The following is a 14,442-nucleotide window of genomic DNA, read 5'->3' as shown; positions in this document are numbered from 1 at the left end:
TCACATCGTTTCCGGTCGTCGGGCGGCACGCTCGCGGATCTCGGGCGACGCCAGGCACATGGCCACGGCTTCGTATCCGGGCGCACCACGGTAGGGCGCCACACGGGAAGGCGGACTGTGATTCGCCGGGCACAGGATGATCGCTTCATCCGGCCCGACTGCTGACAGATCGAGGATCGCCGACGAACGCGTCATCAGGAACAGCGGCCGCGCCCCTGCGGCGGCGCGTGCACGCAGCCACGCGATCAATGCCTGTTGCGTGGGCCGGTCGAGATCCTGTTCGATCATGTCCACGACCAGTGCGCGCGGGCCATTCGACTCGAGGCAGGCAAGCAGTGCAGTCAGCGCCGGTGAGTGTGTCGCACCGGCGTCGGCGTGCGATGCCGTCGTGCGCTCGACACGCGCGCTCAACGACGGATCGGCGCGCAGCGCGGCCGATGCGGCGACACCATCGCTTTCCAGCCGGTCGAGCCCCACGAATACCGCGCCGGGCAGTGCATCGGCGAGCCGCATCGCCAGTCGCGTCTTGCCGCTTCCCAGCGAACCGATGATGTAGTTCAACGGGCGGATGTCGCGGAACTCGAACCACTCGCCGCCCCACGGCCATGGCAGGTTGAACGCGACGCCGGCTCCACTGTCGCCGAGCAGCCGCGTCAGTTCCCCGTCGGCCGGCATCCGGCTGCGCGCAAGGCCGGCGCGGATCGCGCGCACCCTGTCGAGCTTGCGGACGAGATCCTGAATCCCGTGGTCGAGCGCCGCTTCGTGAGAGGCCAGCGCCTCATCCAGACTGCACGGGTCGCCATCGAGCACGTTCGCGACCTGCGCGAGGCTCAGGCCAAGCGCGCGCAGCGCGACGACGTCGGCCGCGCGTGCGAGGTCGTCAGGGTCGTAGACGCGATAACCCGCCGGCGTTCGTTCCGGCGCGACGAGACCGTGCCGCTCGTAGAGCCGCAGCGCCTTGACCGATACGCCGAGCCGCGCGGCCGCCGCCGACGCGCTCAAGCGAAGCGTGGACCTGCCCATGCGTCACCCCTGTCTGCTGTCGATTCGTGACACCCAGCATAAAGGCGACCCCAAGGGCCGGGTCAAGCCCGTTCACGAAATCCGGTACACGCGCATTGCATTGTCGTGCCAGATTGCCTGACGCGCCGCATCGCCGAGGTCCGCCATCGCACGGGCAAACGTACGCAGCAGCGCGGGATACGATACACGCAACCCCGCCACCGGAAAGTTGCTCGCGAACAGGCAGCGCTGCCACCCGAATATCGCGATCGTGTCGCGGATGATCCGCGCGTTGTCCGCCTCGTTCCACACCGCATCGCGCAAGCCGAGTTCGGAGATCTTCACGGTCACGCGCGGCGAGGCGGCCAGTGCTTGCATGCCGCTGCGCCAGCGCGCGAGCCCCGCTGCCGAGCGATCCCACGGCAGCCCCGCGTGTTCGAGCACGACGTCGACTTCGGGCGCATCGGCCAGCAGCGCGGCCGCGTCGCCGAGATGCCAGAACGGCACGCGCAGATCCCAGCTGAGGCCATGCGCGGCCAGGCGTTCCAGCGCGGCCGGCCAGCGCGGATCGTGCAGCGTGCCCGGCCCGTCGACGGCCGCATCCGGCGACGCAGCGGTGCGCGGCTTGAACCGCACGCCGCGCACGCGCGGCCACGCGGCCTGTTCGGCGAGCCGCTCGTGCGCATCGCCGGCCAGCAGGTCGACCCACGCGACGACCGCCGACGGCAGCCCGTGCGCGGCCGCGACCTCGTGCAGCCAGCGCGTTTCCGCGAGCGCTTCGTCGCGTGCCCGTTCGGCCTCGACGTGCACGCTCGCGACGATCGGTGCGCGTTGCGCGGCGTGCCGGTAGTCGTCCGCGCCGAAATCGCGGCACAGCGCCGCGTAGTCGCCGAACATGAAGTGCGCCGGGTCGTACCGTTCCTGCAGCCACGGGTAGTGCGCACCGGCGCCGAGCCGCCACAGGTGGTGATGCGCGTCGACGAGCGCGGCCGGCATCGCGTCCGGCGGTGGCGCGTCGGCGTGCCGTTCAGCGCGTGCCGGCGAGCACATACGACGCATCCGGTTCGCGCAGCGTCGGCAATGCGCCGACGAATCGCCACGCATCGAGATCGAGCTCGCGCACGTAGTCGTCCTGGAACGACACGTACGCGACGCGCCGCGACGGATGGAACGACAGCGCGGTCGGGTTCGCGGGCAGCGCGACGCGTTCGATCTCTTCCAGCTGTCGAGCATCGAACACCGAGATCGACCGCTCGCCTGAATTGGTCAGCAGCAGCAGGTCGCGGCCGTCCGGCGCGCTGGTGCGGTAGATGCGGTTCGGATCGCTGCGCGTCTTCACGCGGCGGCCGCAGGTCATCGTGCCGGTGTCGATCTCGACGAGCGTGTCGTCGCCGCGATTCGCGACGAACAGCGTGCGCTCGTCGCTCGACAGCGCATTGCCTTCGGGGCGCGGGCCGGGCATCACCGCGCGCGGCGCGACGGTCGCGTCCCGCGGATGGAACTGCGTGACCGTGTTCGACAGCAGGTGCACGCCGTAGGCGCGGCTCGCATCGCGCGTGAGCGTCACGAGGTGGGTCTTCACGCCGCCGGACGGCACGGCCATGTTCGGCACGGCCTGCCGGGTCGGCTCGTCGAACACGAGCAGCATGTCGTGCGCCTCGCTCATCGCGTACAGCCGGCCGTCGCGGTCGCTCGCCATCCCGTGCGGCCGGTAGTACGGCCACAGGTCGAGCATCCGCGTGTGCGTGCGCTCGACGAGGTCGATCTCGGCGATCCGGTGATCGCCGTCATGGCCGCGCGACCACGCGGTCTCGATCCCGAAGATGCCGACGTAAGCGAAGCGATTGTTCACGTCGACGGTGAACTCGTGCGGGAAGTTCGGCAGCACGACGTGCTTGAGCGCGGCTTTCGTTTCGAGGTCGTAGAAGCTGAAGGTATGGGCGCATTTCTGCACCAGCAACAAGATGTCGTTCATGGTGTGTCTCCGTTGTTTCGTTGGCGTGTCCGCGCGTCGATGTCGGTGCGCGTCAGTCTTCGCAGCGCGTCGGCAGCGTCAGTGCGAGCAGGCCGGCCACCGCGAGCGTGACGGCGAGGCTGTACACGCCGGCGGCCGCGCTCACGTGCTGGGTCAGCACGCCGACCGCATACGGGCCGCAGAAGCCGCCGAGGTTGCCGAGCGCGTTGATCAGGCCGCGTGCGCTGCCGGCCGTCTCGACGCTGCACAGCTTCGGCGGAATCGCCCAGAACACGCCGGCCGCTGCCTGCAGGAAGAAGCCGCAGCCGATCAGGAACGCGAACGACACGATCATCGACGCATGCGTGAGCACCGACAGCGCGAGGCATGCGGCGAACCCGACGAGCGGCAGCAGCACGAACAGGCGGCGCTTGCCGGTCCGGTCAGACAAATACGACGTGGCGAACATCCCGATCATCATCGCGACATACGGCAGCATCGCGAGCAGGCCGACCTTGCCCATCCCGCCGTGCGTGAGGTTCTTCAGCAGCGTCGGCAACCACATCGTATAGCCGTAGATGCCGACCTGATAGCAGAAGTTGATCGCGATCAGCAGCCAGATCGTCGGGTTGCGCAGCATCGCGCCGAACGACGCGGCGGCCGGCGTGCCGGCGGCCTGCTTGCGCGCCTGTTCCTCGCGCAGCGCGGCGAGGATGTACGCCTTCTCGCGCGGCGACACCCAGCGCGCGGTTTCCGGGCTGTCGTCGGCGAACATCAGCCACGCGAACAGGCACAGCAGCGACAGCGCGCCGGCGCTGTAAAACAGGTGACGCCAGTCGTACGCGGCGAGGATGAAGCCGGACAGCGGCGCGGTGATCATGCCGGCGAGCGGCACGAACATGATGACCATCGCGTTCGCGCGGCCGCGTTCGCGGTCGGGAAACCAGTGGCTGACCATCGTCAGCACGACGGGCAGCATCCCGCCCTCGGCCACGCCGAGCATGAAGCGCAGCGTCAGCAACTGCCACGTATGCGTGACGAGCCCGGTCAGCACCGACAGCACGGCCCAGCTCACGAGCGACCAGGCGATGAAGGTCTTGCCGCTGCCGCGCGCCGCGCGCCGGCCGCCGGGGATCTGCAGGAACAGGTAGCCGAAGAAGAAGATGCCGCCGGCGAGGCCGGCCATCGTCGCGTCCATGCCGAGATCGGCGTTCATCCCGCCCGGCATCGCGAACGCGATGTTCACGCGGTCCATGTACGAAATGATGCAGGCGAGCAGCAGCGGCGGAATCACGCGCAGCCAGCGGCGGCGCGGAATGGCTTCGCCGGCTTCATAGGCCGGGGTGGCCGGGTTCAACAGGTTCATGGTGTCTCCATCCAGTTTGGTTAGTCGGCCGCGGCGGCCTTCTGATGGGCCGCCGTCTTGCCTTGGCGAGCCGGCAGGTGCCGGCCGCCGACGCGCAACGCCTTTCGCGTCGCGCGTGCATCCGATGTCTAGCGCCCCCAGCGCAGCACGAGCGGATCGAGCCGCCGCGCCGCGTCGAGCAGGCCCGCGCGCACCTGCGGGTGCAGTTCGGGCCACGGCGCGCGCGGCTTGTCGCACGCGATCACGCCGCCTGCCTTCATCAGCGCCTTCGCGGTCAGGAAGCCCGACTGGCGGTTTTCGTAGTTGATCAGCGGCAGCCAGCGCGCGTACTGCTCGCACGCTTCGTCGCGGCGGCCGGCGAAATAGGCGTCGGTGATCCGGCGAATCCCGTCCGGATAGCCGCCGCCCGTCATCGCGCCGGTCGCGCCGGCATCGAGATCGGCGAGCAGCGTGATGCCTTCCTCGCCGTCCCACGGCCCTTCGATCGCGTCGCCGCCGAGCGCGATCAGCTCGCGCAGCTTCGACGCGGCGCCGGGCGTCTCGATCTTGAAGTACGACACGGCGTCGATCTCGCGCGCGAGCGTCGCGAGCAACGCTGCAGGCAGCGCGACGCCGCTCGCGGGCGCGTCCTGGATCATCAGCGGAATGTCGAGGCCGTCGGCGACCTCGCGGAAGAACGCGCGGATCGACGCCTCGGGCACGCGGAACGTCGCGCCGTGATACGGCGGCATCACCATCACCATCGCGGCGCCGAGCGCCTGCGCGCGGCGGTTGCGTTCCGCGCAGATCCGCGCGCTGAAGTGCGACGTCGTGACGATCACCGGCACGCGGCCGGCGACGTGCTCGAGCGTCGTGCGCGTGATGAGGTCGCGTTCGTCGTCGCCGAGCGCGAACTGCTCCGAGTAGTTCGCGTGGATGCAGATGCCGTGCGAACCCGCGTCGATCATGAAGTCGAGGCAGCGGCGCTGGCCGTCGAGGTCGAGCGCGCCGTGCGCGTCGAAGATCGTCGGCGCGACCGGAAAGACGCCCTGGTAGCGTGCGTTCATGGCCGTCCTCACTCGACGATGTCGAACTGGTCGAGGAACTCGGTCTTCAGCGTGAGACCGAGGCCCGGCACGTCGTCGCGCAGTTGCAGGAAGCCGTTCTCGGCCACCGGCTCGCCGTCGAAGATGTAATAGAACAGCTCGTTGCCGACCTCGACGTCGAACATCGGGAAGTATTCGCTCATCGGCGACGCGAGCGTGCTCATCGTCAGGTGATAGTTGTGCATCTGGCCCGCATGCGGAATCACCGGCACGCTGTACGCCTCGCACAGCGCGTTGATCTTGTGCGCCATCGTGATCCCGCCGACGCGGTTCGTGTCGTACTGCACGACCGACACGGCCTTGCGGTCCAGCAGCTGCTTGAACCCGTACAGCGAGAACTCGTGCTCGCCGCCGGAGATCGGGATGCGCGTGAGCTGGTTCAGCTCCGCGTAGCCGTCGATGTCGTCGGCGATCACCGGCTCCTCGAGCCAGCGCGGCTGGTATTTCTCGAGCTTCGGCAGGATGCGCTTCGCGTACTCGAGGTTCCAGCCCATGTAGCACTCGAGCATCAGGTCGTTGTCGTAGCCGATCACCTCGCGGATCGCCGCGACCGACTTCAGGTTCTCCACCACGCCCTGCTGCCCGTGCGCGGGCCCGTAGCCGAAGCGCATCTTGAACGCGCGGAAACCTTCCTTCAGATAGCGCTGCGCCTCGTCCTGCATCTCTTTCAGGTCGGTGCGATAGAGCTTCGAGTAGTAGCAGGGGATCTTCTCCTTGGTGCGGCCGCCGAGCAGCTTGAACACGGGCTTGCCGACGCTCTTGCCGAGGATGTCCCAGATCGCGATGTCGACCGCCGAGATCGCCGCCATGCCGATGCCCTTGCGGCCCCAGGCGTGGGTCGCGCGGTACATCCGCTGGTTCAGGTACTCGTAGTCCCACGGGTCCTGGCCGATCACGAGCGGCGCGAGGTACTGGTCGACGATCACCTTCGCGACGTGCGGCGCGAGCGCGACGTTGCCGAGGCCGACGATGCCGTCGTCGGTCTCGACTTCGACGACCGTCCACGAATGGAAGCGGAACGTGCTCATGGTTTCCTGCGGCGCGTACAGCAGGTCCATCGCGTTCGAGCAGAAGTTGCCCTGCGGCGGGACGGTCTTGCCTTTCCACTGGAATACGCGGGCGCGCACGGAGCGGATCTTCATGATGGTGTCTCCAGGAATCGATGTTGTCGTGTGTGGATGGCGTGCGAGCGTCACGCCGAAACGGTGGGGGTGCGGCGCGCGGCGCCCATCCGGCACGCGATCTGCAGCGCCTGCCAGGTCGCGCCGACGTCGGCGCTGCCGCGCCCCGCGATGTCGTACGCGGTGCCGTGCGCGGGCGTCGTGATCGGCACGGGCAGCCCGCCCTGCACGGTCACGCCGCGCGAGAAGCCCAGCAGCTTGATCGCGATCTGCCCCTGGTCGTGGTACATCGTGACGATCGCCTGGTAGTCGCCGGCCTGCGCCTTCAGGAAGATCGTGTCGGCGGGGAACGGGCCGTGGAACGGCGTGTCGGTCGGCCAGTCGCGCGACTGCAGCTTGCGTACCGCCGGCTCGATGATGTCGACTTCCTCGCGGCCGCAGCTGCCGCCGTCGCCGCCATGCGGGTTGAACGCGGCGATCGCGACCTTCGGCGCCGTGACGCCGTTCGCGAGCAGCGACCGGTAGATCAGTTCGGAGGCCTGTTCGATGCGCTCGACACTCAGTTGGGCCGCCGCGTCCTTCAGTGGAATATGCGACGAGATCCGCGCGGTCCACAGCTCGCCGAGCGTGTTGAATTCGCAGAAGTAGCCGGTCACGTCGAGCGCGGCGGCGAAGTGGTGCAGCTCGTCGTCGTGCTTGAGCCCGCCGAGCTTCATCGCGTACTTGTTCAGCGGCGCGAAGCAGATCGCGTCGATGTCGCCGGCGAGCGCGGCGTCGAGGCACTGGTCGAGCACGGTCAGCGTCGAGCGGCCGCCCGCCGCGCCGGGCTGGCCGACGGTGACCTGCGCGGGATCGATCGTGCCGACCGCAACGAACGCGGCGCGCGCGGTGGACGGCCGGCCGCGCACGGCGGTGAGCGATGCGACGGGCTCGACGTCGACCGTCACGCCGGCGACGCGCTGGCCGGCTTCCCACAGCCAGCGGTCGCCGATCAGCACGAGGTTCGCGCGGGACGTCGCGTCGGGCCGCGCGAGCAGTTTCGCGATCAGCTCGGCGCCGATGCCGGCGGGGTCGCCGAGCGTCAGCGCGACGACGGGCAGGGAGGCGGCGGTCGTCATGGGGTGTCTCCGTGGCGGGCTGCAGGCGGTTGCGTGTTCAAGCGGTGTCTCCGGTGGCGGCGCGTGGCCGTTGGTCTATGGGGTTCATGCTAGGTAGACGGAATGAGTCGGTAAATTGAAAACTCTTGATGAATCGATAACCTGGAGTAATCGGAATGGGCTCGATCGATCGACGAGACTCGACTCCCCAATTGCTGAACCGCCTGCGGATGCGGCAGATCGCGCTGCTGCTCGCGGTGGATGAATGCTCGACGCTGCGCGCGGCCGCCGCGCAGCTCGGCCTCACGCAGCCGGCCGCGACGAAGATGCTGGCCGAACTGGAAAGCGCGCTCGGCCAGCGGCTGTTCGACCGCGTCGGGCGCGGGCTCGTGCTGAACCCGGCGGGGGAGCGCGTGCTCGGCTATTTCCGCGGGATCCGCGGCAGCGTGGAGGCGCTCAATCGCGAGCTCGGCGAGCTGCAGCTCGGCAGCGCGGGGCGGCTCGCGATCGGCAGCATCATGGCGGCGTCGCCGGGGCGGCTCACCGAGGCGCTGGTGCAGCTGAAGGCGCGCTATCCGCTGCTGGCGATCGACATCGCGGTCGATACCAGCGACCGGCTGATGCCGCAGTTGCGCGAAGGCGTGCTCGAGGTGGTGATCGGCCGCAACGTCGGCACCGATTGCGACTTCCGCGTGGTGGACGACGAGGCGCTCGCGATCATCGCGGGCCGCGGCCATCCGCTCGCGGGCGCCGGGCCGGTCGAATTCGACGCGCTGCTCGACTACACGTGGATCCTGCAGCCGGCCGGCAGCCCGGCGCGCGAGGTCGTCGAGCGCGAGTTCCGCGCGCGTCACCAGCCGATGCCGCGCGGGCTCGTCGAAACGGGGTCGATCCTGACGACGATGAACCTGGTCGACCGTTCGCACATGCTCGGCGTGATTCCGCTGACGGTCGCGCAGCGCAACGCGGAGCACGGGCTCGTGGCGATCCTCGCCTACGAGCTCGACCAGAAGCTGCCGTCGTACGGGAGCCTCGTGCGGCGCGACCGGCCGCTGAGCATTCCCGCGCAGCACTTTCTCGCGCTGTTTCACCGGGACGGGGTGGGCGATGACGGCGGCGCGTAACGGCGCGGTTTGCCAGCCGAGGCGGCCGAGCCAGCCGCGCCAGCCGCGCCAGCCGAGGCGACCGAACCAGCCGAATCAGCCGAATCAGCCGAATCAGCCAAGCACGCCGAACAAGCCGCATCGGCCGAATCAGCCGCGCCAGCCGAGGCGGCCGGGCCAGCCGGGCCAGCCGAGCCAGCCGAGCCAGCCGAGCCAGCCGAGCCACCACCATCGCGGAACGCAGTGAAGCGTGACGGCGACGCCGGCGAGACGGGGGAGGCAGGCGACCCCGAACCGAACGGCTTCAGCGAGCCGACGGCGCGGCCGGCGCTTCGGCGAGCGACGGCATCGATTCCGGCAACGCGCGATCCGGCCGAATCCGCAGCGCGGCGACGATGCCGATCACGAGCATCGCGACCGACCCGACGAACGGCACCGTCCAGCTGCCGGTACGGTCGACGAGATAGCCGAACAGGATCGGCGACAGGATCCCCGAGATCGCCGAGCCGGCATTCATCATCCCGCTCGCGATGCCCGTGTGCGTCGGCGCGATATCGCTCGGCACGGCCCAGATCGGTCCGATCGTTAGTTCGAGACACAGGAACGACCCGGACAGGCACAGCGCGATGCCGGCCGTCGAATGCACGAACGCGAGCGGCAGCATGCACGCGAGTGCGCCGGCGAAGCTCGCGACGATCACGCTCTGGCGCGACAGCGCGAGGTTGCCGGTCTTGCGGTAGATGCGGTCGCACAGCCAGCCGCCGAGCGTGTCGCCGACCACGCCCGCGAAGAACACGCCGGATGCGAACAGCGCGGTCGACTTCAGGTCGAGGCCCTTGCCGTTCAGGAAGAACGTCGGCAGCCACGTGAAGAACAGCCACGCGGTCCAGCCGTAGCAGAAGTACACGAAGATCGTCGGCGCCATCCGGCGGAACAGCGGCCCCCACGGCGTCGGGCCGGACGGCGGTGCCGGGCGGGCGGCGGCAGCGGTGCGCGCATGGCCGTTGTTGCCGTCGTCGCCGAGCGGGTGCTCGCGAAAGCCGACGACCCACCACACGAGCCACACCAGCGTCACCGCGCCGATCACGAAGAACGCCGCGCGCCACGACAGCCACGTCATCAGCGCGGCGACGATCGGCGGCGTGACCGCGTTGCCGAGCCGCGAGAACGAATGCGTGAAGCCCTGCACGACGCCGCGCCGTTCGCGCGAGAACCAGTGCGTGATCGCGCGGGCCTGCGCGGGCAGCGTCGCGCCTTCGCCGATCCCGAGCAGCAGGCGCGCGGCGAACAGCAGCGCGAGGCTGTGCACGAGCCCGGTCATGAACGTCGAGGCGACCCAGATCAGCCCGCAGCCGATCAGCGTGATGCGGGCGCCGAAGCGGTCGGCGATCCAGCCGCCGACGATCTGGCAGATCGCGTACGAATACGCGAACGCGGAGAACGCGATGCCGAGCTCGGTGTTCGACAGGCCGAGCTCGGCCTTGATCGCGCCGGCCGCGGTCGCGAGGTTCACGCGGTCGACGTAGAGGATGAACGAAAGCGCGCACAGCAGCCACAGCGTATGGCGCCGTTGACGGTGATCGGCGGGCATGTGTCTCACTCCATTCTCGTGCGCGGCGTTGCAATGACGCCGCGTTCACTGGCCGGGCCAGCATCGCGCGCCGGGGGCGGCACCGTCTAATGAATCTTTTGGATCAGTTGATAACCGGAGGGATTCGGTTGCGCTGCGTTCGGGCGCCGGATCGGGTGAGGCGCGGGTTTTCCAAGGGTGGTTGCGGGATGAGGCGGGATGGCAGGCGCCCTGGCTTCGTACCGTGCGTACCGCCTCTGCGCGGACCGGGGCCGGCCGGGGAGCGCAGGCATCACGGCGCGACGGCGGCAGGCCGGGGCCCGTCGCCGGACCGGCGCCGGGCGTCGGGTGTGTAGGAAGGTAGGAAGGGCGCGCATGCACCCCCGTTCGGACCGGCGTGTGTGTCGCGGCCGGCCTTGCCGTGGCAGTCTCAGATGTGACCCAGCAGCACGAGGATGACGACGATGATGACGATCATCCCGACAGTCCCCGATGGCCAGTAGCCCCAGCTTCGGCTGTGCGGCCATGAGGGAAATGCCCCGATCAGCAGCAGAATCAGAACGATGATAAGAATGGTCCCGAGCATCGCACCCCTCCTGAACGTGTTAGACGTGATGGTGGCGGCTGGCGCAATTCCCGTGCCGCTGGCGGACGGCGGTCGGCCATCGCGCGTCGAATGCGCACGGTCCGGATACCAGGAATTCATGCGATGAATGCCGACCGATTCAGAAAATAAATTTCAAAAATGCAATCCCCATCGCTATGCTGGGCTTCCGGTATCACTCAGGCGGGCATGCAATGGCTGAACTCTTTCTGGTCCGGCACGGGCAGGCGTCGTTCGGCACGGACGACTACGACCGGCTGTCCGCGGCCGGCGAGCAGCAGGGTGTCTGGCTCGGCGAGCATTTCGCGCGGCAGGGCCTGGCGTTCGACCGCGTGATCTGCGGCACGCTGAACCGGCATGCGCAGACCGTCGATGCGATCCTGCGCGGGATGGGCCGCGAAGGCATGCCGGTCGACCGCCATCCGGGCCTGAACGAATACGACTTCCACGGGCTGTTCGCGGCGGCGGCCAGCGATTATCCGGAGATCGCGCGGCTCGCGGCCGGCTCGATGAAGGAATACTTTCGCGCGCTGCGGCAGGTGCTGCATCTGTGGGCCGACGACCAGCTCGGCGACACCGCGCCCGAGACCTGGGCGCATTTCCAGCAGCGCGTCGCCGACGCGCGCGCCGCGATCCGCGACGGCGGTAGCCAGCGCGTGCTCGCGGTGAGTTCCGGCGGACCGATCGCGGTGACCGTGCAGCAGGTGCTCGCCGCCCCGCCGGCGATCGCGATCGCGCTGAACCTGCAGATCCGCAACAGCAGTCTTTCGCAGTTTTTCTTCAACGCCGAAGCGTTCCACCTGGCGTCGTTCAACGGCATCCCGCATCTCGAGGATCCCGAGCGGCATGCGTGGCGCACCTACGGCTGACCCCACGAACGATCGCGACGATGACGAACCCTTCCCAGCCCCTCGACGTAGCCCGCCTCACGCGCTATCTGGAAGCGCACGTGCCGGGTTTCGAAGGCCCGCTCGACATGGAGAAGTTTGCCGGCGGCCAGTCGAACCCGACCTTCCTGCTGCATGCGAAAAGCGGCCGCTACGTGCTGCGCCGCCAGCCGCCCGGCGAACTGCTGAAATCCGCGCACGCGGTCGATCGCGAATTCCGCGTGCTGAGCGCACTGTCGGGCACCGCGGTGCCGGTCGCGCATCCGTATCACCTCTGCGTTGACCGCGACGTGATCGGCAGCCTGTTCTACGTGATGAGCTTCGAGGACGGCCGGATCTTCTGGGATCCGGCGCTGCCGGAACTGCCGAAGGCCGACCGGGCGATCTGCTACGACGCGCTGCTGCGCACGATGGCCGCGCTGCACGACGTGGACGTCGACGCGGTGGGTCTCGCCGACTACGGCCGCCCCGGCAACTATTTCGAGCGCCAGATCGGCGTGTGGACGAAGCAGTATCGCGCGGCGGAAACGGAGCGTCTAGACGCGATGGAAACGCTGATCGACTGGCTGCCGAAGGCCTGCCCGGAGGACACGGGCCGGCCTGCGCTGGTGCATGGCGACTTCCGGATCGACAACCTGATGTTCGCGCGCGACGACTATCGCGTGCAGGCCGTGCTCGACTGGGAACTGTCGACGCTCGGCAATCCGCTCGCCGATCTCGCGTACTTCTGCATGTGCCTGCGGTTGCCGTCGGGCGGCCAGGTGCGCGGGCTCGCGGGCCAGGATCGTGCCGAACTCGGCATTCCCGACGAAGCGGCGATCGTCGCGCGCTATTGCGAACTGCGCGGGATCGAGCCGATCCGCGACTGGCATTTCTATCTCGCGTTCAGTTTCTTCCGGCTCGCGGCGATCGCGCAGGGCGTGAAGGCGCGTGCGCTGCAGGGCAACGCGTCGAGCGAGCAGGCGCTGCGCGTGGGCGCGATGGCCGGCCGGCTGGCCGAACTGGCCGTCGGCGTGATCGACGCGCATCGCTGAAATCGACGGAAGCGCCGCGAGCACCGATCTCGCCGCGCGGCGGCACGACAACACATCAATGGAGGAGCACGGCAACATGGCAACGAATCTGTTCGACCTGACGGGCAAGATCGCGCTGGTGACGGGCGCGAGCCGCGGCATCGGCGAGGAAATCGCGAAGCTGCTCGCGGAGCAGGGCGCGCACGTGATCGTGTCGAGCCGCAAGCTCGACGACTGCCAGGCGGTGGCGGACGCAATCATTGCGGCGGGCGGCCGCGCCGAAGCGCTGGCCTGCCACGTCGGGCGGCTGGAGGACATCGCCGCGACGTTCGAGACGATCCGCGGCAAACACGGCCGGCTCGACATCCTCGTGAACAACGCGGCCGCGAACCCGTATTTCGGGCACATCCTCGATACCGATCTCGCCGCGTATGAAAAGACCGTCGACGTGAACATCCGCGGCTACTTCTTCATGTCGGTCGAGGCCGGCAAGCTGATGAAGGCGCAGGGCGGCGGCGCGATCGTCAACACTGCGTCGGTCAATGCGCTGCAGCCGGGCGACCGGCAGGGCATCTATTCGATCACGAAGGCCGCGGTGGTCAACATGACGAAGGCATTCGCGAAGGAGTGCGGGCCGTTCGGGATCCGCGTGAACGCGCTGCTGCCCGGCCTCACGAAGACGAAGTTCGCGGGCGCGCTGTTCGCCGACAAGGACATCTACGAGACCTGGATGGGGAAGATCCCGCTGCGCCGCCACGCGGAGCCGCGCGAGATGGCCGGCACCGTGCTGTATCTCGTGTCGGACGCCGCGAGCTACACGAACGGCGAATGCATCGTCGTCGACGGCGGCCTGACGATCTGAGCGCGCGATGAAACTCGACAGCTACGCCGGGCAGGCCGTGATGATCACCGGCGCCGCGAGCGGCTTCGGTGCGTTGCTCGCGAGCGAGCTGGCCGCGATGGGCGCGCGGCTGGCGCTCGGCGACCTGAACGATGAAGCGCTCGAACGCGTGGCCGCGCCGCTGCGCGCGGCCGGCGCCGACGTGATCGCGCGGCGCTGCGACGTGCGGATCGAGGCTGACGTCGCGGCGCTGGTGCAGGCGGCGGCCGCGCGCTTCGGGCGGCTCGACGTCGGCATCAACAACGCAGGTATCGCACCGCCGATGAAGGCGCTGATCGACACCGACGAAGCCGATCTCGACCTGAGCTTCGCGGTGAACGCGAAGGGCGTGTTCTTCGGGATGAAGCACCAGATCCGCCAGATGCTCGCGCAGCGCGAAGGCGTGATCCTGAACGTCGCGTCGATGGCCGGGCTCGGCGGTGCGCCGAAGCTGGCCGCCTATGCGGCGTCGAAGCACGCGGTGGTCGGGCTCACGAAGACGGCCGCGCTCGAATACGCGCGCCACGGCATTCGCGTGAACGCGGTGTGCCCGTTCTACAGCACGACGCCGATGGTCACCGACAGCGACATCGGCGAGCGCCAGGATTTTCTCGCCCAAGGGACGCCGATGAAGCGGCTCGGCCGCCCCGAGGAAATCGTCGCGACGATGCTGACGCTGTGCGCGAAGGAAAACACTTACCTGACCGGGCAGGCCGTCGCCGTCGACGGCGGTGTCTCGGCCTTCTGAACCGAACGAACG

At 68.8% G+C, this 14,442-nt stretch carries 14 protein-coding genes; 5 read left to right on the top strand and 9 right to left on the bottom strand.

Going from position 1 to position 14,442, the window contains the following annotated elements; all coding sequences use genetic code 11:
* The 7 genes from DIE22_RS29015 to DIE22_RS28985 form a co-directional block, all read right to left on the bottom strand.
* Complete coding sequence (locus DIE22_RS29015; RefSeq protein ID WP_124606617.1) at positions 1-1,023, bottom strand: MerR family transcriptional regulator; 1,023 nt, start codon at positions 1,021-1,023, stop codon at positions 1-3.
* Between the two features lie 72 nt (positions 1,024-1,095).
* Positions 1,096-2,052 (bottom strand): amidohydrolase family protein, encoded by a 957-nt coding sequence (locus DIE22_RS29010; protein ID WP_124500561.1) that lies wholly within the window; start codon positions 2,050-2,052, stop codon positions 1,096-1,098.
* Positions 2,030-2,977 (bottom strand): YncE family protein, encoded by a 948-nt coding sequence (locus tag DIE22_RS29005; protein WP_124500560.1) that lies wholly within the window; start codon positions 2,975-2,977, stop codon positions 2,030-2,032. Before DIE22_RS29005 ends, DIE22_RS29010 begins: the two co-directional genes overlap by 23 nt.
* A 52-nt stretch (positions 2,978-3,029) precedes the next feature.
* Complete coding sequence (locus tag DIE22_RS29000; protein WP_124606616.1) at positions 3,030-4,322, bottom strand: MFS transporter; 1,293 nt, start codon at positions 4,320-4,322, stop codon at positions 3,030-3,032.
* A gap of 128 nt (positions 4,323-4,450) precedes the next feature.
* Positions 4,451-5,368, bottom strand: a complete 918-nt coding sequence (locus DIE22_RS28995) for a dihydrodipicolinate synthase family protein (RefSeq protein ID WP_124606615.1) — start codon at positions 5,366-5,368, stop codon at positions 4,451-4,453.
* A gap of 8 nt (positions 5,369-5,376) precedes the next feature.
* Entirely contained in the window at positions 5,377-6,549 is a 1,173-nt protein-coding gene (locus DIE22_RS28990) for an L-rhamnonate dehydratase (protein WP_124500557.1), read from the bottom strand.
* A gap of 50 nt (positions 6,550-6,599) precedes the next feature.
* On the bottom strand, positions 6,600-7,646 hold the full coding sequence (locus DIE22_RS28985; protein WP_124606614.1) for a 4-hydroxythreonine-4-phosphate dehydrogenase PdxA: 1,047 nt from the start codon (positions 7,644-7,646) through the stop codon (positions 6,600-6,602).
* A 155-nt stretch (positions 7,647-7,801) separates the two neighbouring features.
* Here DIE22_RS28985 and DIE22_RS28980 point away from each other — a divergent pair, with 155 nt between their 5' ends.
* Positions 7,802-8,749 carry a LysR family transcriptional regulator gene (locus tag DIE22_RS28980; RefSeq protein WP_124606613.1) on the top strand — a complete coding sequence of 316 codons (948 nt, stop codon included), beginning with the start codon at positions 7,802-7,804 and terminating at the stop codon, positions 8,747-8,749.
* A gap of 283 nt (positions 8,750-9,032) precedes the next feature.
* Here the strand turns inward: DIE22_RS28980 and DIE22_RS28970 are convergent, their stop codons facing one another.
* Together DIE22_RS28970 and DIE22_RS28965 are read right to left on the bottom strand one after the other, a co-directional pair.
* Positions 9,033-10,319, bottom strand: coding sequence for an MFS transporter (locus DIE22_RS28970; protein WP_124606612.1), 1,287 nt, complete (start codon positions 10,317-10,319; stop codon positions 9,033-9,035).
* A gap of 409 nt (positions 10,320-10,728) precedes the next feature.
* Positions 10,729-10,884: a DUF3309 family protein gene (locus DIE22_RS28965; RefSeq protein WP_124500598.1), complete on the bottom strand. Its 156-nt coding sequence runs from the start codon at positions 10,882-10,884 to the stop codon at positions 10,729-10,731.
* A 212-nt stretch (positions 10,885-11,096) separates the two neighbouring features.
* Between DIE22_RS28965 and DIE22_RS28960 the strand changes: the two genes are divergently transcribed.
* The 4 genes from DIE22_RS28960 to DIE22_RS28945 all read left to right on the top strand — a co-directional run bounded on the left by DIE22_RS28960 (position 11,097) and on the right by DIE22_RS28945 (position 14,430).
* Positions 11,097-11,771, top strand: a complete 675-nt coding sequence (locus DIE22_RS28960) for a histidine phosphatase family protein (RefSeq protein ID WP_124606611.1) — start codon at positions 11,097-11,099, stop codon at positions 11,769-11,771.
* 20 nt (positions 11,772-11,791) lie between these two features.
* The gene (locus tag DIE22_RS28955; RefSeq protein ID WP_124606610.1) at positions 11,792-12,823 is read left to right on the top strand and encodes a phosphotransferase; all 1,032 of its coding nucleotides are present in this window, start codon (positions 11,792-11,794) and stop codon (positions 12,821-12,823) included.
* Between the two features lie 76 nt (positions 12,824-12,899).
* Entirely contained in the window at positions 12,900-13,664 is a 765-nt protein-coding gene (locus DIE22_RS28950) for an SDR family oxidoreductase (protein WP_124606609.1), read from the top strand.
* 7 nt (positions 13,665-13,671) lie between these two features.
* A complete protein-coding gene (locus DIE22_RS28945) occupies positions 13,672-14,430 on the top strand; it encodes an SDR family NAD(P)-dependent oxidoreductase (protein WP_124606608.1) in 759 nt (252 codons plus the stop codon).
* The last annotated feature ends 12 nt before the right edge of the window (positions 14,431-14,442 follow it).

Source organism: Burkholderia sp. Bp9142, from assembly GCF_003853415.1.
Taxonomy (GTDB): domain Bacteria; phylum Pseudomonadota; class Gammaproteobacteria; order Burkholderiales; family Burkholderiaceae; genus Burkholderia.
Note: the sequence above shows the minus strand (reverse complement) of the source record. Positions and strands in the feature narration are given on the sequence as shown.

What these genes read in the sequence shown, in the direction of transcription:
- DIE22_RS28955 (WP_124606610.1), top strand. Translation starts at nt 11,792, where the DNA reads ATGACGAACCCTTCCCAGCCCCTCGACGTAGCCCGCCTCACGCGCTAT.
- DIE22_RS28970 (WP_124606612.1), bottom strand. Translation starts at nt 10,319, where the DNA reads ATGCCCGCCGATCACCGTCAACGGCGCCATACGCTGTGGCTGCTGTGC.
- DIE22_RS29015 (WP_124606617.1), bottom strand. Translation starts at nt 1,023, where the DNA reads ATGGGCAGGTCCACGCTTCGCTTGAGCGCGTCGGCGGCGGCCGCGCGG.
- DIE22_RS28985 (WP_124606614.1), bottom strand. Translation starts at nt 7,646, where the DNA reads ATGACGACCGCCGCCTCCCTGCCCGTCGTCGCGCTGACGCTCGGCGAC.
- DIE22_RS28950 (WP_124606609.1), top strand. Translation starts at nt 12,900, where the DNA reads ATGGCAACGAATCTGTTCGACCTGACGGGCAAGATCGCGCTGGTGACG.
- DIE22_RS28990 (WP_124500557.1), bottom strand. Translation starts at nt 6,549, where the DNA reads ATGAAGATCCGCTCCGTGCGCGCCCGCGTATTCCAGTGGAAAGGCAAG.
- DIE22_RS29010 (WP_124500561.1), bottom strand. Translation starts at nt 2,052, where the DNA reads ATGTGCTCGCCGGCACGCGCTGAACGGCACGCCGACGCGCCACCGCCG.
- DIE22_RS28980 (WP_124606613.1), top strand. Translation starts at nt 7,802, where the DNA reads ATGGGCTCGATCGATCGACGAGACTCGACTCCCCAATTGCTGAACCGC.
- DIE22_RS28960 (WP_124606611.1), top strand. Translation starts at nt 11,097, where the DNA reads ATGGCTGAACTCTTTCTGGTCCGGCACGGGCAGGCGTCGTTCGGCACG.
- DIE22_RS28995 (WP_124606615.1), bottom strand. Translation starts at nt 5,368, where the DNA reads ATGAACGCACGCTACCAGGGCGTCTTTCCGGTCGCGCCGACGATCTTC.
- DIE22_RS28965 (WP_124500598.1), bottom strand. Translation starts at nt 10,884, where the DNA reads ATGCTCGGGACCATTCTTATCATCGTTCTGATTCTGCTGCTGATCGGG.
- DIE22_RS28945 (WP_124606608.1), top strand. Translation starts at nt 13,672, where the DNA reads ATGAAACTCGACAGCTACGCCGGGCAGGCCGTGATGATCACCGGCGCC.
- DIE22_RS29005 (WP_124500560.1), bottom strand. Translation starts at nt 2,977, where the DNA reads ATGAACGACATCTTGTTGCTGGTGCAGAAATGCGCCCATACCTTCAGC.
- DIE22_RS29000 (WP_124606616.1), bottom strand. Translation starts at nt 4,322, where the DNA reads ATGAACCTGTTGAACCCGGCCACCCCGGCCTATGAAGCCGGCGAAGCC.